We start from the raw sequence: 20,883 nt of genomic DNA, 5'->3' as shown, positions 1-20,883 counted from the left end.
CGGTCTCCGTCCTGTTGACGTGGTAGAGGCCCTTAACGGCCCGTGCAGATCTTTTCACTTGTCCACCCGGAGAACGTCGGGCAGCGTGCAACCGTGCACACCCCCAGCGAGCCGACCGTCTCACCCTGGCGCGTCCGCGACTTCCGCGTCCTGTTCTCGGCCACCGCGCTGAGCCAACTCGGCACGAACGTGAGTTACGTGGCCGTACCCCTCGTCGCGGTGACCGCGCTCGACGCGAGTCCCGGACAGGTCGGTGCCCTGGCCGCGCTGAGCACGGTGGCGTTCCTGTTCATCGGGCTGCCGGCCGGGGTCTGGGTGGACCGGATGCGGCACGGCCGGATCCTGATCGGCGCGGACCTGGGCCGGGCCGTGCTGTTCTCCTCCGTGCCCGTCGCCTGGTGGTCCGGCACGCTCACCCTCGCCCACCTGTACGCGGTGGTCCTGCTCAACGGGTGCGCGACCGTGTTCTTCGACGTCGGCTCGCAGAGCGTGCTGCCCCGGCTGGTCGACCGCGCCGCCCTGGTGCCGGCCAACACGGCCGTCGTGAGCCTCCAGGCCGTGGGCAACATCGCTGGACGCGGCGCGGGCGGCGGACTCGTCCAACTGCTCACCGCACCCGTGGCCGTGCTGTGCGCGGCCGGCGCCTACCTCGTCTCCGCGCTCCAGCTCTGCGCACTGCGGCCGGGCGACGAACCGCCGCGCCCTGCGCCCGAGAGCCGGCTGGGCGCCCAGATCGCGGAGGGTGTACGGCACGTCCTCGGTGACCGGGAGCTGCGGGCGCTCGCGCTCACCGCCGCCCTCAGCAACTTCGGCTCGCAGATCGTCACCACCATGCTGCCGATCCTGTTCGTCCGTGAACTCGGCCTGTCCGCAGGCGCCTTGGGGCTGTTCTGGGGAGCGGGCGGGCTCGGGCTGCTGCTCGGCGCGTGGTGCGCCCGCCCGCTGGCCGCACGGTTCGGACACGGCCGGGCACTCGGCCTCACCGGGTCGGTCCTGGCACCCGCGGCCCTGCTCGTGCCCCTGGTCGGCCGGGGGTCCTGGCTGTGGATCGCGGGGGCGGCCTGGGTGCTGACCCTGCTCAAGACCGGCGTGGACAACGTCCTCGGGGTGAGTCTGCGCCAGCGGATGACCCCGGACGCCCTCCTGGGCCGGATGAACGCCACCTTCCGCTTCATCCTGACCGGGGCGCTGGCGGTGGGCGCCGCCGTCTCCGGCCTGATCGGCGAACTGGCCGGAGTGCGGGCCACCCTCTGGGTGGGCGGCGCGCTGCTGGCGGTGAACTTCCTGCCCGTGTTCCTCTCCCCGGTCCGCACCCGTCGCGAACTCCCGCAGCAGCGCGGCACGGTGCCGATCAGCCGGAAAGTGCCGCGGTGAGCGCCTTCAGCACCCGCTCCCCGTCCGCCTGCGACGTACGCCAGTTGCTGAACGCCGCCCGCAGCGCCGGTACCCCGCCGTACACCGTCGGCGTCAGGAACGCCTCCCCGGACGCGGCCACGGCCTCCGCGAGCGCGCCGACCCGCTCCTGCGTCGGGTCGTCGGCGAGGGTGAAGCAGACGACGTTCAGCCGCACCGGGGCCAGCAGCCGCAGCCCGTCCAGTGCGGCGATCCCCGCACCGAGCCGGGCCGCGAGGTCCACGCTGCGCTCGACGATCTCGCGGTGCCCGGCCCGCCCGTAGGCCACCAGCGAGAACCAGGCCGGCAGCGCCCGCAGCCGCCGCGAGTTCTCCGGTGTGAGATGGACGAAGTCGGGCTCGCCGGTGGGCAGCCCGAGATACGGCGAGGCGTTGTGGAAGACCCGTACCTGGAGGTCGCGGCGGCGGGTGAACTGCACGGCCGCGTCGTACGGCACGTTGAGCCACTTGTGCAGGTCCACACAGACCGAGTCGGCCAGGTCGAGCCCGTCCACGAGGTGCGCGTACGCGGGGGAGAGAGCGGCGAAACCGCCGAACGCCGCGTCCACGTGCAGCCAGAAGTCGTACCGCTCCTTCAGGGCGGCGATCGCCCGCAGATCGTCGAAGTCGACGGTGTTGACGGTGCCCGCGTTGGCCACGACGACCGCCGGCCGCCCGTCCAGCGTGGCCAGCCGCGTCTCGAGCGCGTCGACGTCGACGGCCTCCCGGCCGTCGAGCACGGGCACCTGCCGCAGCCGGTCCCGGCCGATGCCCAGCACCGAGAGCGCCTTGGCGACACTGGAGTGCGGGCTGCCCGAGAGCACCTCCACGGGACCCAGAGCGGCCGCGCCCTCCCGCGACACGTCCACCCCCAGCCGCTCGCCCAGCCACTCACGGGCGACCGCGAGCCCGACGGTGGTGGAGACCGTCGCGCCCGTCACGAACGCCCCGCTGTGCGCCTCGCCCAGCCCGAACAGCTCACGCAGCCAGGCCACCGTCTCGTGCTCCAGCGCCGCCGCCCACGAGCCGCCCGCCCCGGAGACGTTCTGGTCGTACGCGCCGGTCAGCCAGTCCCCGGCGACCGACGCGGGCGTGGCCCCGCCCGTGACGAAGCCGAGGTAGCGCGGCCCGGCCGAGCCGGAGAACCCGGGCGCCCACTGCTCGGCGAACCGGGCGAGAGCGCCCTCGGCCCCGGTCCCCTCGTCGGGCAGGGCCACCCGGCCGGGTGCCCGGTCGAGGCGGACCACCGGCCGCTCCGCCAGGCCGGTCACCTCACGGACGGCGAAGTCACGGGCGGACTGGAGGAGGTCGGGAAGCCGGGAGAGATCGTCGGCGAGTTTGCGATGCATGGGGGCAACCTAGGCCGGGGGTACCGGTCGGCGCCCGATCCAATCGACGGGAACTGGACCGGACGCCGGGCACGAGCGTCCTGGATGAATCGGATACCAAGGGGTGTATCGGATGAACCACGCGAACAGGAAGTTAACTGTTCTGTCACAGCACGGCTCGGCCTACAACCGATGCCCGTGCAGAGCTGTCTAGGAGGGAGAGATCGCAACAACTGTGCCAGGGAGAGGGCAGCCATGGGGGACATACGCAGACGAGGGGCCGTCGTGCTCGGGCTCACCGGCCTGATCGCGCCGTTGACGCTGGCGGTGGGCGCCGGGCCGGCGCAGGCCGCGAGCTGTACGACGCAGGCCGGGCCGTACCAGAAGCAGGTGGAGAAGTTCCTCGGCCGGCCCGTCGACGGCAAGCAGTCGACCACCGACTGCAAGGCCATCCGGGCCTTCCAGACCAAGCACGGCATCACCCCCAACATCGGTTACGCCGGGCCTGTCACCTGGGGCGTGATGGACCTCATGAACAAGCAGAAGGCGGTGGGCAACAAGCCCAACAAGGCCGGCAAGTGCCCGACCAACAAGGGCCGCATCGCCTGCGTCAACCTCACCCTCCAGATCAGCTGGATCCAGGACGGCAGCAAGCTCGTCTACGGGCCCGTGCCGGTCCGTACCGGCCGCAACGGGTACGAGACCCGCACCGGTCTGAAGAAGATCTACTGGCGGCACATCGACCACGTGTCGAGCATCTACAACGTGCCGATGCCCTACAGCCAGTTCTTCGACGGCGGCCAGGCCTTCCACTCGGTCGGGCTCAGCATGTGGAACCCGCCGGGCTCCCACGGCTGCGTCAACATGACCACCACGACCGCCAAGAAGTACTGGTCGCTGCTGAAGAACGGCGACGACGTCTTCGTGTACGGCCGCAAGCCGGGCACCTGAGTCCACCCAGGTCGCTGAAGCGGCGCGGGCGCCCGGCCGACCCCGGGCGTCACGCCCCGGGCGCGTCCCCGAAGTCCGGGATCTCCAGCCTGGCCCCGCCCTGCCGCGCGGACTCGTGCGCGACGATGCCCGGCAGGGTGTAGCGGGCCGCGACCCAGGCGTTCACGGACGGCAGCGTACGGGTGCCGACCGCGGTCACGAAGTCGTCCACCAGGAAGTGGTGGCTGCCCTCGTGCCCGTTGTGCAGTTCGTCGAACTCCCGCGGCAGCCGCGCACGGTCGTGCACCGGTGCCGAACCCGAGGTGAAGGCGGCCCGCAGTTCGGGCGCGATGTGCTGGAGCGAGGGGTCGTCGGGGGACAGGGTGGGCTTGGGTTCGAGCAGCTCGCTGATGTCCTTCACCCCGTTCTTGTCCTGCCACAGTGCCACCGTCGCCAGCTGTTCCATGCTCGCCTCGGTACCGAAGAAGCGGAAACGGGACTCGCGGATGTGGGACGGGTATCCCACCCGCCGGAACTCGTTGGTGCGGAACGAACCACCGCCCGCCACCTCGAACAGCGCGGTGGCGTTGGAGAAGTCGTTGCCGAAACGGCTGACCTCCTTGTCGAAGACGCCGTCCCCCCGCTCGTCGACGACACCGATCGCCGACACGCTCACCGCGTGCGTCCCCCAGGCGCCCAGGACGCCGCCCACCGAGTGCGTCGGGTACAGCAGCGGGGGATAGCTGGCGGTCTCCTTCCAGTTGTCGCCGCCGCTGTACCGGTAGGCCTCGTAGAAACCGAGGTCCATGTCGTGGACGTAGTCACCCTCGGCGTAGAAGATCCGGCCGAAGGCGCCCTCCGCGATCTGGTTGCGGGCGTGCACCGTCGCCGGGTTGTACTGGCTGGTCTCACCCATCATGTACGTCAGCCCGGTCGCCCTGACGGCGTCGATGATCGCCGCGATCTCCTCGGTGGTGATCGCCATGGGCACGGCGGAGTACACGTGCTTGCCCGCCTCCAGGCCCTGGAGCACCAGCGGGCCGTGCGTCCAGCGCTGGGTGAAGACGGCGACCGCGTCGACCGCCTCGGACGCCAGCATCGCCTCGTACGAGGGGAACGTCCCGGTCAGGCCGACATCGGCGGCGAGCCGCTCGGCGCGTTCGGGCAGCAGGTCGGTGACGTACACGCCACCGACGCCGGGGTGGGCCTGGAACAGCTTGGCGAACTGGCCCGAGAACTGTCCGGCACCGACGATGCCGAGGGAGAACGTCATGGGTAGCTGTGCCCTTCACTGGTCTGGATCACTGGTCGGGATCACTGGTCGAGAATCAGGTTGATCTGGCTGTTGGTCCGGTCGAGACCGCTCACGGAAGCGCCGTTGCCGAAGATGTCCTGCATGGCGGGGTGCATGAGCGCGTACACGTCGGCCGCGTAGTTGGTGATCGGACAGGAGAAGGTGGTGAAGTCCCTCTTGTCGGCGACCGGTTCGGTGAACGCGCCGACGTCGATGCCCTTCTTCTCGTACGCCGCCACCGCGGCCTTCGTGCCGTCGGGCGTCGCCGGGAAGACGATCCCGTAACTCCCCACCGTCCGCTGGCACGTGAGCACGATCCCGCGCAGCAGCGCCGACTGCGTCAGCCGCTGGAGCAGTACGGCGATCGCCAGCGCCGAGACCGTCTGCACCCCGATGTTGATGACCACGTAGACGACCGTGACCCTGAGGGAGCTCCAGAAGATCGGGTCGTGCGCCATGCGCACGTAGTTGTCGAACCCACCCACTCCGCCGGTGTGAGCAGGTTGAAGCGGGTGAAGCTCAGGTAGATCCCGCGCAGTGTCGGCCAGAGCAGGAAGACGACGAATCCCAGCAGGGCCGGCGCGATGAACACGGCGGCGAGCCGTCCGTCACCCCGGCTCTCGCCCGTCGCCGGCCGCCGGTCCGTCCCCGACCTGGTCGCAGCCCGTTCGGCGCCGCCCGGCGGCAGGCGCGACGGAGGGCTGCTGGAGGCGATGGTCATCGTGAGACTCCCTTGTCCGCGGCGGCTCATCCTCGGGCGCTTACTTTTGTGGCGAAAGAATCCAGCCGTCAAGGGGTCGGGGAACATCTTTTGTGGAGGCCTCACGACCCCTATGCTGACCTAGATACTTCCAAGGCAAAAGAAATCAGCGATCGTGTGGGAGTCTGACCCTCATGACCACAGGTACCGCCAGCTGGCTGCCGCTGAGCCCGGGGGAGCGCTCGGTCGCCATCGAGGTGCTCGTCCACGGCCCGCTCTCGCGCACCGACCTCGCGCGGCGGCTCAACCTCTCCGCCGGCAGCCTGACCCGGCTGACCAAACCGCTGATCGAGTCGGGACTGCTGGTCGAGGTGCCCGACGGGGGCAACGCGGAGGAGTCACGGCAGGGGCGCCCCTCGCAGCCGCTCGACGTGGTCGCCCAGTCCCGCTCCTTCATCGGCTTCAAGATCACCGGTGACATGGTGTACGGCGTCGTCACCACCCTGCGCAGCGACATCGTCGCCCGTCACGACCGCCCGCTCCGCACGCGCGATCCCGAAGAGGTCGTCGCGCTGCTGGGGGAGATGACCGAGGAACTGGCCCGCGCCCATCCCGGCCTCGCCGGGATCGGCATCGGGGTGGGCGGGCGCGTCGAGGACCGTGCGACGGTCGCGGAGTCGCCCTTCCTGGGGTGGCGGGACATCCCGCTGGCCGCACTGGTCGAGGAGCGCACCGGGCTGCCCGTGGTCCTGGAGAACGACGTCGCCGCCCTGGTGGAGGCCGAGACCTGGTTCGGCGCGGGCCGCGGGCTCGACCGGTTCGTGGTCCTCACCATCGGTGCGGGCTTCGGGTACGGCCTGGTCCTCTCGGGCAGGCGGGTGCCCTGCGTCGAGGAGGACGGCGGCTTCGGCCGGCACATCATCATCGACCCCAGCGGTCCGCTCACCCCCGACGGGGAACGCGGCAGCGCCGTCTCGCTGCTGACCATCCCCAGCATCCGCTACCAGGTCCAGGCCGCCACCGGCCGTGAGCACACGTACGAGGAGATTCTCGGCCTGGCCGCGGCAGGGGAGCCGATGCCCGCCCGGGTCGTCGACGAGGCGGCCCGCGCGCTGGGCACCCTGATCGCGCAGATCGCGCACTTCGTCATGCCGCAGAAGGTCCTGCTCGCCGGTGAGGGGGTCGGTCTGATGGACGTCGGCGGGGCGACGGTGGAGGCGGCCATCCGCGCCCACCGGCATCCGCTGGCCGCCCCGGTGGCCCTGGAGACCAAGGTGTCGGACTTCCACGACTGGGCGCGCGGCGCCGCCGTGCTGGCCATCCAGGTGCTGGTCCTCGGGGCGGCGGAGGGGTGAAAAGCGCACGGGGGGTTGACAGATGGACGTGATCAGTAACACGTCCGTTATGTCCGGTTTATTCGTGATGACTCACGTGGTCTTCACTTCCGAAGCCGTAAGCTTCACGCCATGTCCACCACTGTTGAATCCCTCTCCGAGCGATCGGCCGCAGAGGTCAACGAGGAGATCCGGGCCCTGTGGCTCCGGTCGGGCGGGACACTGAGCGTCGAGCAGCGTGCGGAATACCAGCGGCTCGTCCTGGAGTGGGCCGCCGCTCCGTCCTCCGTCGAAGCGGCCTGACAACCACCCGGCCGCGGGGCCGCCCGACAGCGGCGCCCCGCACCGGGCACCCCCCAGCCGTCACCCCCAGGTAGCCGAGTAGTACCGCTGGTAAGCCTTGCGGTCCTGTTCGGCGCGGAAGTACCGGGTCGCGACGAGGGCGACCATACTGCCCGCGATGACCAGCAGACCGGGGCCGATGTTCCTGGGGTCGGTCAGCCGGGCAGCCAGGGTCTCGCTGACTCCGCTCTCCGTCACGGGAGTGGTCGTGCCCGGCGATGCCGCGCCCGGGGAGAGCCCCGCCTGGGTGGAGGAGGCCGACGGCGCGGGATCGGCGGACGACGTGGACGCGCCGGCGTTGTCGGAGGGAGCGGCCACGATCAGCTGTACGCCGAGCTGCGCCAGCGCCCTGGTCACCGGCTGGAAGAACGTCGTCCCCCCGGTGGTGCAGTCGCCGCTGCCGCCGGAGGTGATGCCGAGGGCGATCCCGTCGGAGAACATCGGGCCGCCGCTGTCGCCCGGCTCGGCGCACACGCTCGTCTCGATGAGTCCGCTGACGCTGCCCTCCGGATAGTTCACCGTCGCGTCCAGACCGGTGACCTCGCCGTCACGCAACCCGCTGGTGCTGCCGCTGCGGAAGACCCGCTGGCCGACGGCCGCGTCGCCGGTGCCCGTGATCCGCACCCCGTTGCCGTTGCCGATGGCCACCACGTCGGCGCCCGCGCCCGCCTTGCCGCTCGCGTACTGCACCAGGGAGAAGTCGCCGCCGGGGAAGTTGGAGTTCACCGTTTGGCCCACCTGCTGCTTGGCCTGGTTGTCCGCGAACCAGGTGGAGCCGGTGGGCCCGCAGTGCCCGGCGGTGAGGATGAAGTCGTTCGTTCCGTTGGTCACGTTGAAGCCGGCCGAACAGCGTCCGCCGGTCGACAGGATCGGCAGGGCGCCGTTGACCCGGGTGGTGAACTCGCCGGTGGTGCGCTCCATACGGACGAAGCTGCCGATGCCGGTGGCCGTCTGCGTCAGCTGTGACCAGTCGCCGGCCGACACGGTGCTGTCGGCCTGTACGACGACCTGGTTCGTCCGGTAGTCCATCACCCAGGCGGTGCCGGGCACCTTGGGCGCCGAACGCAAGGTGGCCGTCGCCGACTTGAGCTCGTTCATGCTGTGGGGGACGACCTTGGCCTCGGCGCCCGCGGCCCGGACCGTGTCGGCCGTCTCCTCGTCGGTGACGGCGACGACCGGGCGCCCGTCGGCGCCGAGCCAGGTGCCCGCCGTGCGCGAGGTGCCGAGCTTCTCGACGAGGGCCGCCCCCGGATTCGTGACGACGGACTCCGCCGCGCTGCGCGGCGCCGTGGCCGTGCCGCCGGGCTCGCTCGCCATGGCCGCCTGCGTGACCATGGCCCCTCCCAGGAGGAGTCCGCCGACGGCCGCCAGCCGCGTCACTCGCCGGACGGTCCGTCGTCGTACATGCCTCATGTCATGGCTCCCGAAACCCCGAACGCACGGCCTCAACACCGCGGGGCGCTCCGGTCGTTGAGTGCCCTCACCTCCATACGTGCGAGGACCCCGCAGCGTTCAGCGCCGAGGTGATCACCTCAGGGTTTGCGTGCCACCCCGCCGAACATCGCGACCTCGTCCGGCTCGGCCCCGCCCACGATGTCCTGCGGACGCCAGCGCGAGCAGGACACCACGCCCGGTTCCAGCAGCTCCAGCCCGTCGAAGAAGCGGGCCACGTCCTTCGGTGTGCGCTGGGTCAGCTTCGGGGTGCCGTGCTCGTTCCAGAACGCGACGGCCTCGTCCACGTCGGGCATCGCCGGGCTGGTGACGGTGTGCGAGAGCACCAGATGACTGCCCGCGGGCAGCCGGTCGACCAGGCGCCGCACCAGGCCGTACGGGTCCTCGTCGTCGCCGACGAAGATGACCACGCCGAGCAGCATCAGGGCGACGGGCGCGTCGAGGTCCAGTGTCTTCGCGGCGTGTTCGAGCAGCGCGTCGACGTTGCGCAGGTCCTCGTCGAGATAGTCGGTGCGGCCCTCCGGCGTGCTGGTGAGCAGGGCGCGGGCGTGTGCCAGGACCAGCGGGTCGTTGTCGACGTAGACGGTCCGGGAATCCGGGGCGAGACGCTGCGCGACCTCGTGCGTGTTGTCCGCGGTGGGCAGCCCGGTCCCGATGTCGAGGAACTGCCGGATACCGGCCTCGGTCACCAGGTGCTTCACGGCACGGCCCAGGAAGAGCCGGTCGGCGCGGGCGTAGGCGCCGATGCCCGGATGTAACTCGCGGATCCGGTCGCCGGTGGCCCGGTCGACCTCGTAGTTGTCCCTGCCGCCGAGCCAGTAGTTCCAGATGCGGGCGGTGTGCGGCCGGGAGGTGTCGATACGGAGGTACGGCGACTGGGCGGCCGCTTCGACGCTCGGCGCGTTCTCGGTCACGGGGCGGCTCCTGTACGGAAGAAGGGGAGCGGTGGGCCAACCAGCAATCTAGACCGATGAGTTGAGCGGCGCGGAGCGTCCTCCTGATTCCGCCGCGGGCCCGAGTCGCGCCCAGCTCCGCTCGTCGCCCCACACGGCCGTCGCGCCGGTGTAGGGGCGCAGCAGCGCGGTCAGCGCCGGGTCGCCGCGGCCGTTGAGTTCGTCGGAGGCGATCCGGCGGGCGATGCCGGCCAGGAAGTCGGCGAGCTGCACCCGCGCGTCGAGCCGCGAGACGACGAGCCGGAATCCGGCCAGGCGGATGCCCCGCACCCGGGCCGCGCCCTCGATCCAGGCGATCCGCTCAGGGGTGAGCATGTTCTGCCGGTCGTGCGCGAGCCGGACCGGGCGCCCGCCGGCGCTCCAATGGGCCGCCGTGTGCAGGATCGAGGGCAGCAGGGGATTGAGGACCGGGGTCAGCACGAACGGTCCGTCCTGGATTCCGGCCCGGTAGGCGAGCGCGCGGGAGCGCTTCTCCGCGAGCCGTGAGAGTGTCTCGGCCACCGCCGTCCCCGGATACCGCTGCCGCAGTTCTTCGATCGTGCGGAAGAAATTCCCGACGGGCGTGTCCGACGCGTCCTCGTGGCGCACCCACAGCAATTGGTTGGCCGCCTCCAGGAATTGTTTCCATTCCTCCTCGGTGAAGGTCCGCCGCCCGTGCCGGAACAGCGGGACGGCCGCCCCGGGGTCACCGAGCAGCAGGTCGGCGGCCCGGTCCACGACGAAGAAGGACTTCTCGACGAGGTGTACGTGGGCGTGCCCGTACAACGGGCCCGATGCCGAGAGCAGCCATTCCAGAACCGCCCGGTGTTTCTCCCGGAGCAGATGGTTCGCCTTGTACTCCTCCGCGGGCGAACGGATCCGGTTCCGGATCTCCTGTACATGTCCGGCGGCGGAATCGGCCGACAGCAGCACACTCGCATGGGCGAACACGTCCGTGTTCCCGCCGGTGAGGTTCTCGCCGTCCGAACCCGACTCGTCGCAGGCGATCTCCGGAAGGCCGCCGGCGTCCGCCACAGCTGTCCCGTTCAGGTGATCCCAGGTCACACCACAGCCCCCTATCTTGTGCCCCATGACCAGCATCCCGCACGAGACGCCCGGTGAACCGAACCCGTTACAGGCCCTCACGCTCGACCGGCTCCGATGTCGTACGAGCATGAAGTGGCGTACCCACCCGGCGGACGTCCTTCCGCTGTGGGTCGCGGAGATGGACGTGCCCCTCGCCGAACCGGTCGTCGGCGCGGTGACGCGGGCCCTGGCGCTCGGTGACACCGGCTATCCGGCGGGCACGGCCTACGCCGAGGCGCTGGCCACGTTCGCCGCGAAGCGGTGGGGCTGGGACGGGCCGGCGGTCGAGCGGACCGCGATCGTGCCCGACGTGATGCTGGGCGTCGTCGAGATGCTGAAGCTGGTGACGGGGCCCGGCGATCCGGTGGTCCTCAACCCGCCGGTGTACCCGCCGTTCTTCCAGTTCGTCGCGCACATGGACCGGCGGATCGCCGAGGCGCCCCTCGGCGCGGACGGCCGGCTCGACCTCGCCGTACTGGAGGACGCGTACCGGCGCGCCGTCGCCGGCGGCGGCCGCGCCGCGCACCTGCTGTGCAGCCCGCACAACCCGACCGGCACCGTTCACACCGCGCGGGAACTGGCCGCCGTGGCGGCGCTCGCCGGGCGGTACGGCGTGCGGGTGGTCGCCGACGAGATCCACGCGCCGCTGACCGCCCCGGGGGTCGAGTTCGTGCCCTACCTCGCCGTTCCCGGCGCGGAGAGCGGCCTGTCGCTGATGTCGGCCTCCAAGGGGTGGAATCTGGCCGGGCTCAAGGCGGCCCTGGCCGTCGCGGGCCCCGAAGCGGCGGCCGACCTGGCCCTGCTGCCCGAGGAGGTGTCCCACGGACCGAGCCACGTCGGTGTGCTGGCGCACACCGCGGCCCTGCTCGAGGGCACGGCGTGGCTGGACGCCCTGCTGGCCGGCCTCGACGACAACCGGCGTTTGCTCACCGCGCTGCTGGCCGAGCACCTGCCCGGCGTCGGGTACCGGCCGGGCGACGCCACCTATCTCGCCTGGCTCGACTGCCGGGCGCTGGGCCTCGGAGACGATCCGGCCGCGGTCTTCCTGGAACGGGGACGGGTCGCCCTCAGCCCCGGACTCGACTTCGGCACCGGCGGGGCCGGGCATGTCCGGCTGAACATCGCCACCTCGCCGGAGATCCTCACCGAAGGTGTACGACGGATGGCGGCCGCCCTTCGCTGAGCCGCAGGTCTTCCCGCCGTACCGCCGCCCTGCCGGAGCTCCTCCGGTGGGGCGGCGGTGTGCTGGGCGAGACGCGTGAGCGGCGCCCCACCACTCCCGTGTCACGGTCCCGCAATGTCCCGGCCATGTCTTGACATGCGGCCGAAACCGTTCGTAGCTTGGGCGCTCAATTTAGATTCGTGAAGCAAGTTCACGGATATGAACGGAGTGTGCCCATGGGGGATCGCCGACGAAGTCGCCGCCCGGCCGCCACGCTTGCCGTCGCGGGACTGCTGTTCGGGGCGGCCGCCTGTGGCGCCGGTTCCGACAGTGCCGGGAGCGGTGACCCGAACACCCTGGAGGTCTGGACCCGGAGCAACCCGGATCCCGCGGCCACCTACGAGCGGGTGTTCGCCGCCTTCACCGAGAAGACCGGCATCAAGATCGACTACCAGCCGGTCATCAACTTCGACCAGCAGCTCCAGAGCCGCGCGTCCACCAAGGACCTGCCGGACGTCATGATCAACGACACGGCACTGATGGGCAGTTACCAGAGCCAGGGCCTGCTCAAGCGGATCGACCCGGCCGCCATCGCCGGCGGCGACCAGATCGACGCCAAGACCTGGGCCTCCACCGTCGGCGTCGACGGCTCGCACTACGGGATCCCCTACTCCCGTCAGGCCATGACCCTGATGATCCGCAAGGACTGGCGCGAGAAGCTCGGCCTGCCGCAGCCGCGGACCTGGCAGGACATGCTCACCCTCGCCAAGGCCTTCGCCGACGACGACCCCGACGGGGACGGCAGGAAGAACACCTACGGGATGGTCGTCCCCGGCAGCGCACAGAACGGCTACGCCGCCTGGTGGGGCGCCAGCTTCCTGTGGCAGGGCGGCGCCCGCGTCATCGAGGCCACCAAGGGCGGCGGCTATCGGCCGGTGGTCGACTCGGCCGCCGCCGTGCGCTCCGTCTCCTGGCTGAAGAAGAACCTCTTCTGCACCCCTGACAACGCTGTCATCCAGCCGGGCGCCCTCACCGCCATCACCGGCAACGCCACCAACTTCCAGGACGGCAACGCCGGTATGTACCTCACCGGCCCCTACAACATCGCCACGTTCGACCAGACGCTGGGCAAGGACAAGTTCGAGGTGGTCCAGGCCCCGGCCGGACCGGCCGGCAACGACGTCCTCGCGGACGGCGAGAACATCTACTTCGGTGCCAGGACCGGCAAGACCGAGCAGGAACGGGCCCTCGCCGCCTTCCTCGTCTCACCGGAGGGACAGCGCCTCGCGATGACCGGCAAGAGCCAGCCCGTCGTCCGGATCCCCGTCAACTCCACCCTCGACGCGGCGACCGTACGCGACGACCCCCGCTGGGGCGTCGTCCAGAAGGCCTACGAGGACGCCTCCGTGCAGTTCCCCAACGCGCCGGACTTCGCCCCCATCAAGCAGGACACCGCCGACGCCCTCAACGCGATCTTCACGTACTGCGGCAGCGACGTCCGCGCCGGCCTGAAAGAACTCGACGACACCCTCGCCGGCGACCTCAAGGACCAGGACCTGCTGAAATGACAGCGACGACAGCCCCCGTACGCGGCTCCCGGGTCCGCGGCGCGTTCAGCAAGCGAAACGTTTTGCCGTGGGTGTTCCTCGCTCCCGGCCTGCTGCTCGCCCTCGTCTTCAAGTTCCTGCCCATGGGCAAGGGCGTCTGGCTCAGCTTCTTCGAGGTGCGGCCCTTCCTGGGCGACCAATGGGTGGGCCTGGACAACTACACCCGCGTCCTCACGGACCACCGCTTCCAGGAAGCCATCGGCCACACCCTCCTGCTCGGCCTCGGACAGTCCCTCGGCGCCATCGCCGTCGGCTTCGCGCTCGCGCTGCTGCTGGAGGGCCAGGCCCGCTCCCTGAAGGTCCTGCGCACGGCCGTCTTCCTGCCGGTCGTCACCGCCACCGCCGTCGTCGGCGAGATGTGGCGGCTGCTGTACTACCCGACCTCCGACGGCCTCATCAACCACGGCCTCGGCTTCCTCGGCCTCGGACCGACCCAGTTCCTCGACAACCCGAACACCGCCCTGTGGGCCACCATGGTGATGAGCGTCTGGATGCTCGCCCCCTACAACATGGTGATCATCCTCGCCGGACTGGCCGGAGTGGACCGGACGCTGTACGAGGCCGCCGCGATGGACGGCGTGTCGCTGTGGCAGCGCCTGCGGTACGTCACCCTCCCCGCGATCCGCCCCGCCCTCGGCATCGTCCTCACCCTCGCCGCCATCCGCGGCCTGCGCGTCTTCACCGAGGTCTACGTCCTCACCGGCGGCGGCCCGGCCGGCTCCACCGAGGTGTGGATGACCCGGGCCTACACCCTCGGCTTCACCCGCAACGACATCGGCGGCGCCTCCGCGGCCTCCGTCGTGCTGCTCTGCGTGACCCTGCTGCTCACCGTCACGGTCAACCACTTCCGCAAGAGGGGAGACGTGCGATGAGCGCACCCGCCATCGACCCCGTCCGGACACCCGCACCGACGGCCACGGCAAGGGAGTCCGCCAGGGCGGCCCGGGCCACCCCCGCCCGCTTCGACACCGCCCTCGGCTGGAGCGACCGGCCGGGCCTCGCGTGGGGCCTGCGGATCCTGCTCTGCGCGCTCGCGGTCGGCGTCTTCGCGGCGCCGTTCCTGACCGTTCTCTCCGGCGCCTTCACCACGCACGCCAGCGGATCCTCCCTGTCCTTCCTCCCGCACGACAGCACCTGGCAGAACTTCGAGGTGGCGGGGGAACGGGGCATCTGGGACTACTTCACCAACTCGCTCGTCATCGCGGGCGGCGCGCTGCTGCTCCAGCTCACGGTGTCCGTACTGGCCGCCTACGCGCTGGCCCGGCACCGCTTCCGCGGCCAGGCCCTGATCCTCACCCTGTTCATGCTGACGATGATGCTCCCCGAGGAGGTCATCGCGATCCCGCTGTCCCTGGTCCTCGGCCATGTCCCGGTCGTCGGCCTGGACCTGAAGGGCACCGCGTGGGGCGTGATCCTGCCGCTCGGCGCCTGGGGCTTCTCCGTGATGCTCCTGACCGAGTTCATGAAGGACATCCCCACCGAGATAGAGGAGGCCGCCCGGCTCGACGGCGTCGGCGAGTTCCGCATGCTGTGGCAGATCGTCCTGCCGCTGTGCAAGCCCGCGCTCGGTGTCGCCGGTGTCCTCGGCTTCGTGATGATCTGGGACCAGTACCTGCTGCCGCTGATCGCCTCCAAGGACCCCACCGACTACACGGTCACCGTCGCCCTGTCCATCCTGCGCACCGATCCCGAGGTCGGCTCGGGAGTGGTCCTCGCCGGAGCCGTCATCGCCCTCGTCCCCAGCCTGATCGTCTATCTGCTCCTCCAGCGCTCGCTGGTCACCGGCATCGCGGCCGGTGCCACCAAGGGCTGACACCCCGGCACAACCCCCCACGCCAACCACGCAGTTACGAGGGAGACATGAAGTTCCAAGGAGTGCTGTTCTTCCCGGTCACGCCGTTCGCCGCGGACGGCTCGCTGGACGAGGAACGGCTCGGCCGGCATATCGAGGCCGGTGTCTCGGCCGGCGCGGGCGGCGTGTTCGTCGCCTGCGGGACGGGCGAGTTCCACGCCCTCGACCCGGACGAACTCGAACGCGCCACCCGGGTCGCCGTCGAGACGACCGCCGGACGCGTTCCCGTCCTGGCGGCCGCAGGCGGGCCGGTCCCCGTCGCCCGCGACCACGCCGTACGCGTGGCCCGGGCCGGTGCCGACGGCATCCTGCTGCTGCCGCCGTACCTGGTGACCGCGCCCCCACAGGGCCTGGTCCGCTACGTCGAGGAGGTCACCGCCGCCACCGACCTCCCCGTGGTCTTCTACCAGCGCGGCAGCGCCCGCCTCACCGGCGCCACCGCCGCCGAGATCGCCGCCCTGCCCAAGGTCATCGGCCTGAAGGACGGCGTCGGCGACATCGAGCACATGCACCGCGTCGTCCGGGCGGTGCGGGCCGTTCCCGGCACCGAGGACTTCCAGTTCTTCAACGGCCTGCCCACCGCCGAGACGACCGCCCCCGCCTACCGGGGAATCGGCGTCGGCCTCTACTCCTCGGCCGTCTTCGCCTTCGCCCCCGAGATCGCGCTCGCCTTCCACCGGGCCCTGTCGCAAGGGGACGACGCCCTCGTCTGCCGCCTCCTCGACGCGTTCTACGGCCCGCTCGTCGCACTGCGCGACGAGGTCCCGGGATACGCCGTGTCCCTGGTCAAGGCCGGGGTGACGATCCGGGGCCTGGACGTGGGCGGCGTACGGGCGCCCCTGCTCGACCCCACGCCGGAGCATGTCGCCCGGCTGGCCAAGCTCATCGACCGGGGACTGGAGGCCGTCGCCGCATGACCACCCCAGCCACGCGCGTCCGCGAACTCGTCGTCACCCCCATCGCCTTCTCCGACCCGCCGCTGCTGAACTCCAACGGCGTCCACGAACCGCTCGCGCTCCGGGTGATCCTCCGACTCGTCCTGGAGGACGGCACGGTGGGCCTCGGTGAGTCGCCCGGCGGCGCGGCGCGCCTCGAACGGCTGATGGTCGCGGCCAGGACGGTCGTCGGCATGGATGTCTTCGACACGACCGCCGTCGCCGCCGCGATCGACGCCGCCCTGCTGCCGGGCGTGCCCAGCTCGCACGAGCGCGGCTGGACCACTTCGGCCGTCGAGGTCGCCTGCCTGGACGCCCAGGGCAAGCTGCTCGGCCGCCCGGTCTGCGACCTGCTCGGCGGCCGGGTGCGCGACTCCGTGCCCTTCGCCGCCTACCTCTTCTACAAGTGGGCCGAACACCCCGCGCTCGACGGCCGCCCCGCCATCGGCGACGACTGGCCCGAGGCACTCGACCCGGCCGGGATCGTCGAGCAGGCCCGGCTGATGCAGCAGCGGTACGGCTTCGATTCGTTCAAGCTCAAGGGCGGAGTCTTCCCGCCGGACGAGGAGATCGCCGCGATCAGGGCGCTGGCGGAGGCGTTCCCCGGACGGCCGCTGCGCCTGGACCCCAACACGGCGTGGTCGGTGGAGACCTCGACGTACGTTGCCCGGCAACTCGACGGCGTCCTGGAGTACCTGGAGGACCCGACCGGAACCATCGAGGGCATGGCGGCGGTCGCGCGGGACTCACCGCTGCCGCTCGCCACCAACATGTGCGTCATCGCCTGGGAACACCTCAGGCCGGCTGTCGAGCAGAACGCGATCCAGGTGCTGCTCACCGACCACCACTACTGGGGCGGACTGCGCCGTACCCGCGAACTGGCCGCCGTCTGCGAGGCGTTCGGGATCGCGCTGTCCATGCACTCCAACTCGCACCTGGGCATCAGCCTCGCCGCGATGACCCACGTCGCCTCGGCCATCCCGAACCTCGACCACTCCTGCGACACGCACTACCCCTGGAACAGCGCCGACGACGTGATCGTCCCGGGGGTGCTGGAGCTGTCGGACGGCGCGGTGAAGGTGCCCACCGGCCCGGGGCTCGGCGTCGAGCTGGACACCGACGCCCTCGACCGGCTGCACCGCCGCTACCTCGACTCGGGTGTGCGACAGCGCGACGACACCGGTTACATGCGGCGGTTCCGGCCGGACTACGAGCTGAGGCTGCCGAGGTGGTGAGGCGTACGGATGCCTAGACTTCGGGAATGGCTGAGAACGCACTCGACCGGCTGGCAGCGGGCAAGTACCTGCTGATCACCAGCTATCGCAAGAACGGCACCGGGGTCGCCACACCCGTGTGGGTGGTACGGGACGGGGACACGCTCGGGGCCTGGTCGGTCGCGGACGCCTGGAAGGTGAAGCGGATCCGGGCCCGCGGCGACGTCCTCGTGGGTCCCTGTGACGCCCGCGGCAACCCCACCGGCGACCAGATCCCGGCCACCGCCGAGATCTGCGACGCGCCGACCACCGCCCGCTATCGCACCCTGCTTGCCCGCAAGTACGGCGTCGTCGGCCGCCTCACCCTGCTCGGCAGCCGGCTGCGCAGGGGTCTGGACGGAACCGTCGGGATCCGCGTCAGGCTGTGAGCACGGAAACGGAGAAGAGGGGGCCCGGACCGCATGGTCCGGGCCCCCTTCGGTCAGCGCGTCCGCACTACGGCGTGTCCACGACCGTCCCCGTCTGCACCGGCCGGTCCGGCAGCGGCTCGGCGTTGTCGTCGGTCAGCGCGAGGCGCATCGACTCGGCCGGCTCGGCCACCTGGTCCTTCACCGTGGGCACGGTGAAGTCGACCTCGGTGGTCCCGGCCCGGATGTTCAGCCAGACCCACAGGTTCGCGTCCGACAGCGGACGCTCCGGGTCCGGCACGTCACCGGAGTAGTCGAGGAGCCACTGCGGGTCCACATCCTTGGTGGACAGCTCGGCGCCCTCGGTGACCGGCAGCACCCGGACCGGCTGCCAGAAGTCCACGTCGGCGGACTCGGAGAGGGTGATCCGCCAGCTCAGCGACTCGCCCTCGGTCACCCGGTCGGCGACCGGAGCCAGGGTCACCTCCGGCGCCGGGTCGTCGTTCTGCACCGTGACCCCGCCCCGGTAGGAGCCGACGACCGCGCCGCGCACGGCCTTCACGAGGAGGTCCTGCATCACGTCGTAGGCGAAGCGGGTGTCGCCCTTCACCTCGATCGGCACGTCGATCGGCGTGCTGCCCGGCCGGACCGTGACCACCTTCTCCGTGGCTTCGAGGGTCTCCGGGTCGACGACATAGAAGCGGACCCGGCCGCTGCCGTGCCCGGACACCTGGACCGGTACGTGATAGGTACGGGTGCCGGAGTCGCCCTCCTTGGCCGTGATCCGGCCGATGTCGACCCGCGGCAGCGCCGCCGCCCTGACCGCCGGAGTCCCGGGGGCCCAGCCCCAGGCGTCCATGAACCACGCCTGCCCGGACCCCGAACGCGGAGTCAGCACAAGGGACTTGACGTGCCCGAGATCGAGGCCCGCGCGAGTGGCGGCGGTCAGCGGGACCCGCAGCTCGCGGGCCCAGTACGAGGCGGTGCGGTCGGAGCCCGGCAGGCCGTCGGCCGTGACCCGGCCGAGCGAGGCGCTGCGGCCGGCCGCGTCGGTGACGGACACGTCCAGCTCGGTGCCGGTGGTGTTCGGCGGCACGAAGACCCGCAGCGCCAGGCTCTCGGCACCGGAGAGGGAGACCGGAGCGAGGGAACGGATCGTGGTCGGTGTGCCCGGCCCGGACCACTTCAGCGCGACCGCGCTCTTGCCGGAGTCCTTCTCCAGATCCCACCAGCCGAAGTGCGGGGACATCCCCGTGGCGCCGGCGTCCAGACAGGCCCGGGCCGGGTCGGGGTCCGCCCAGCACACCCGGCCGCCGGTCACCTCGACACCGCCGTCGGGCACGAAGCCGCCCGTGCGGCGGGCGCCGACCGCGTGCGTCAGGACGCGGGCCGGGTCGGCGGAGGGCGCGCGCTTCCCGGTGCCGTCGAGCAGCGGGCGCACCCGGTCGTCACCGGCGACGAACAGCCGGGCCGCGGCGGCGATGTAGGTCGCGCCGGCCCGGTGCTGCTGGTCGGCGGTCAGCCGGGTGGGGGCACCGGTGGAGCAGACCGGGTCGGGCTGCTGCGCGTCCGGGTCCTCCCAGAAGTCGTCGAAGGAGGGCGCCACGGCCTTGCCCGGCGTCCACTCGGTGTTGAAGAAGTTGTGGTTGGCGCCGACCATGTAGACGGCGCTGTGCAGGGCCTTGCCGTTGCTGATGCCGCGCGTTCCGTCGAGGTACGTCTCGCCCTCGAGATCGGCGACGTCGCCGTCGCAGCCGGGCAGGATCGTCGCGGACGGGACGTCGGCGACCGGATTCTGGCCGAAGATGGTCGGTCCGACGAGCACGGTCCCGCGGATCTTCCAGCGGACCGGGCCCCGGTAGCCGTCCTGCGCGGCGGGCGGCGGGTACAGGCTGTCCAGGGCGGCGCGGTTGACGCCCTCGCCGCCGCGCGAGTGGCCGACGAGCAGGACACGGGAGAGGTCGGCCTTCGTCGCGTCGGGCACCGACGCCGGGGCGTGGCCCGGGTGCGCGGCCCAGTCGGCCCACGTGGCGAGGTGCCGGCGCACCAGCGAGGAGCGTGCCTGCGCACCGCCGTCCTCGGCGTCGCCGTCCTGGCCGTTGATGCCGTTCGCGGAGATCGACACCGTGACGTAGCCCTGCGAGGCGAGGAGCTTCTGGTCCTGGAGGTAGCCCTGGTAGCTCGGGATCGACTTCATGCCGGCCGGGCAGGGCCAGGAGATGTCGAAGTCCTCGCTGCCCGGCTGGTAGCAGGTGGTGTGCCGGCCGTGCAGGAACAGCGCGAGGGGCCGCTTGCCGGTGGCCCCCTTCGGTGCCACCACGACGGCTTTCATCTCCACCGGTTGGGCGAACCCCGGCAACCGAACCGGGGCTAGGTCGTACTCGCCGCTGACCGTGCGGTACGCACCCGGCCTGCCGGGGTCGACGGAGTTCGCCGGAGCGGGGGCGGGAGCCTGGGCCGGGGGCCGTTCGGCGGTGAGGGAACGCCGTCCACCCGGGGCGGAGTTGTCGGCGGCGGCGTCCAGCCGGCGCCCGCCGGCCAGTACCCGCAGGTCCTTCAAGGGGGCGTCGCCCGCGTCGGCGAGGGAGAGCCGGAACGTGCGGCCGTCCTTCTCCGTCCTGGGTACGCCGAGCAGTCGGTCGCCCGAGCGGAACTCCACGCGGGCGTCGCCGAGGGGCACGGGCGTGGGCGACCGCCAGACCAGCGCACGCGCGGTGCCCTCCCCGCCGACCTGCCATCCCTGCGGCAGCGCGCTGTCGGCGGTCGTGGTCGACGGTCTTGTCTCGGCAGGCTGTCGGGCTTGTGCCAGTCCGGGTGTTCCCGCCAGGGCCGCGAGCGCGGCCACGGCGGTGACACCTATTCGCCGGGCACGGATCAAGGTCCACTCCTCAACATTCGGAGCGCGGGGGCCCCGTCC

Annotated in this window: 17 protein-coding genes and 2 pseudogenes; 11 read left to right on the top strand and 8 right to left on the bottom strand. The window is 71.3% G+C overall.

Translation table 11 applies throughout. The features are described from left to right. Positions 1-93: 93 nt before the first annotated feature. Positions 94-1,374 carry an MFS transporter gene (locus tag ACFVYS_RS04650; protein WP_389498802.1) on the top strand — a complete coding sequence of 427 codons (1,281 nt, stop codon included), beginning with the start codon at positions 94-96 and terminating at the stop codon, positions 1,372-1,374. On the opposite strand, the gene ACFVYS_RS04645 is transcribed toward ACFVYS_RS04650, so the two are convergent. After that, positions 1,352-2,740: a pyridoxal phosphate-dependent decarboxylase family protein gene (locus ACFVYS_RS04645; RefSeq protein ID WP_389498800.1), complete on the bottom strand. Its 1,389-nt coding sequence runs from the start codon at positions 2,738-2,740 to the stop codon at positions 1,352-1,354. The genes ACFVYS_RS04650 and ACFVYS_RS04645 overlap by 23 nt on opposite strands. Before the next feature lie 234 nt (positions 2,741-2,974). Between ACFVYS_RS04645 and ACFVYS_RS04640 the strand changes: the two genes are divergently transcribed. After that, on the top strand, positions 2,975-3,670 hold the full coding sequence (locus ACFVYS_RS04640) for a L,D-transpeptidase family protein (protein ID WP_389498798.1): 696 nt from the start codon (positions 2,975-2,977) through the stop codon (positions 3,668-3,670). Between the two features lie 49 nt (positions 3,671-3,719). Here the strand turns inward: ACFVYS_RS04640 and ACFVYS_RS04635 are convergent, their stop codons facing one another. From ACFVYS_RS04635 to ACFVYS_RS04625, 3 genes and pseudogenes are all read right to left on the bottom strand, one after another. After that, positions 3,720-4,922, bottom strand: a complete 1,203-nt coding sequence (locus tag ACFVYS_RS04635; RefSeq protein ID WP_389498796.1) for a Gfo/Idh/MocA family protein — start codon at positions 4,920-4,922, stop codon at positions 3,720-3,722. Positions 4,923-4,963: 41 nt separating this feature from the next. Beyond that, positions 4,964-5,248, bottom strand: a pseudogene (locus ACFVYS_RS04630) (sugar ABC transporter substrate-binding protein); the annotation flags it as partial. After that, positions 5,249-5,664: pseudogene (locus tag ACFVYS_RS04625) on the bottom strand (carbohydrate ABC transporter permease); the annotation flags it as partial. Between the two features lie 173 nt (positions 5,665-5,837). On the opposite strand from ACFVYS_RS04625, the gene ACFVYS_RS04620 reads away from it, so the two are divergent. Then, a complete protein-coding gene (locus ACFVYS_RS04620) occupies positions 5,838-6,998 on the top strand; it encodes an ROK family protein (RefSeq protein ID WP_389498794.1) in 1,161 nt (386 codons plus the stop codon). 111 nt (positions 6,999-7,109) lie between these two features. Further along, positions 7,110-7,280 carry a hypothetical protein gene (locus ACFVYS_RS04615; RefSeq protein ID WP_020129024.1) on the top strand — a complete coding sequence of 57 codons (171 nt, stop codon included), beginning with the start codon at positions 7,110-7,112 and terminating at the stop codon, positions 7,278-7,280. 60 nt (positions 7,281-7,340) lie between these two features. On the opposite strand, the gene ACFVYS_RS04610 is transcribed toward ACFVYS_RS04615, so the two are convergent. The 3 genes from ACFVYS_RS04610 to ACFVYS_RS04600 all read right to left on the bottom strand — a co-directional run bounded on the left by ACFVYS_RS04610 (position 7,341) and on the right by ACFVYS_RS04600 (position 10,768). After that, entirely contained in the window at positions 7,341-8,732 is a 1,392-nt protein-coding gene (locus ACFVYS_RS04610; RefSeq protein ID WP_389498792.1) for a S1 family peptidase, read from the bottom strand. A 119-nt stretch (positions 8,733-8,851) separates the two neighbouring features. Then, on the bottom strand, positions 8,852-9,685 hold the full coding sequence (locus ACFVYS_RS04605) for an SAM-dependent methyltransferase (RefSeq protein WP_389498790.1): 834 nt from the start codon (positions 9,683-9,685) through the stop codon (positions 8,852-8,854). A 48-nt stretch (positions 9,686-9,733) separates the two neighbouring features. Continuing rightward, a complete protein-coding gene (locus ACFVYS_RS04600) occupies positions 9,734-10,768 on the bottom strand; it encodes a hypothetical protein (protein WP_389498788.1) in 1,035 nt (344 codons plus the stop codon). Positions 10,769-10,793: 25 nt separating this feature from the next. On the opposite strand from ACFVYS_RS04600, the gene ACFVYS_RS04595 reads away from it, so the two are divergent. The 7 genes from ACFVYS_RS04595 (at position 10,794) to ACFVYS_RS04565 (ending at position 17,987) form a co-directional block, all read left to right on the top strand. Then, complete coding sequence (locus ACFVYS_RS04595) at positions 10,794-11,972, top strand: MalY/PatB family protein (protein WP_389498786.1); 1,179 nt, start codon at positions 10,794-10,796, stop codon at positions 11,970-11,972. A 215-nt stretch (positions 11,973-12,187) separates the two neighbouring features. Next, positions 12,188-13,519, top strand: a complete 1,332-nt coding sequence (locus ACFVYS_RS04590; protein WP_389498785.1) for a sugar ABC transporter substrate-binding protein — start codon at positions 12,188-12,190, stop codon at positions 13,517-13,519. Beyond that, on the top strand, positions 13,516-14,430 hold the full coding sequence (locus ACFVYS_RS04585; protein WP_389498783.1) for a carbohydrate ABC transporter permease: 915 nt from the start codon (positions 13,516-13,518) through the stop codon (positions 14,428-14,430). The genes ACFVYS_RS04590 and ACFVYS_RS04585 overlap by 4 nt, the downstream gene beginning before the upstream one ends. Beyond that, positions 14,427-15,371, top strand: coding sequence for a carbohydrate ABC transporter permease (locus ACFVYS_RS04580; RefSeq protein WP_389498782.1), 945 nt, complete (start codon positions 14,427-14,429; stop codon positions 15,369-15,371). The genes ACFVYS_RS04585 and ACFVYS_RS04580 overlap by 4 nt, the downstream gene beginning before the upstream one ends. Positions 15,372-15,418: 47 nt before the next feature. Then, positions 15,419-16,327, top strand: coding sequence for a 5-dehydro-4-deoxyglucarate dehydratase (locus ACFVYS_RS04575; RefSeq protein WP_389498780.1), 909 nt, complete (start codon positions 15,419-15,421; stop codon positions 16,325-16,327). After that, the gene (locus ACFVYS_RS04570; RefSeq protein ID WP_389498778.1) at positions 16,324-17,580 is read left to right on the top strand and encodes a glucarate dehydratase family protein; all 1,257 of its coding nucleotides are present in this window, start codon (positions 16,324-16,326) and stop codon (positions 17,578-17,580) included. Before ACFVYS_RS04575 ends, ACFVYS_RS04570 begins: the two co-directional genes overlap by 4 nt. A 26-nt stretch (positions 17,581-17,606) precedes the next feature. Further along, on the top strand, positions 17,607-17,987 hold the full coding sequence (locus ACFVYS_RS04565) for a PPOX class F420-dependent oxidoreductase (RefSeq protein WP_389498777.1): 381 nt from the start codon (positions 17,607-17,609) through the stop codon (positions 17,985-17,987). A gap of 67 nt (positions 17,988-18,054) precedes the next feature. Here ACFVYS_RS04565 and ACFVYS_RS04560 read toward each other — a convergent pair whose 3' ends face one another. Beyond that, entirely contained in the window at positions 18,055-20,844 is a 2,790-nt protein-coding gene (locus ACFVYS_RS04560; RefSeq protein ID WP_389498775.1) for a hypothetical protein, read from the bottom strand. Between the last annotated feature and the right edge of the window lie 39 nt (positions 20,845-20,883).

The organism is Streptomyces sp. NPDC058295 (assembly GCF_042880655.1).
Taxonomy (GTDB): Bacteria; Actinomycetota; Actinomycetes; order Streptomycetales; family Streptomycetaceae; genus Streptomyces; species Streptomyces coriariae.
Note: the sequence above shows the minus strand (reverse complement) of the source record. Positions and strands in the feature narration are given on the sequence as shown.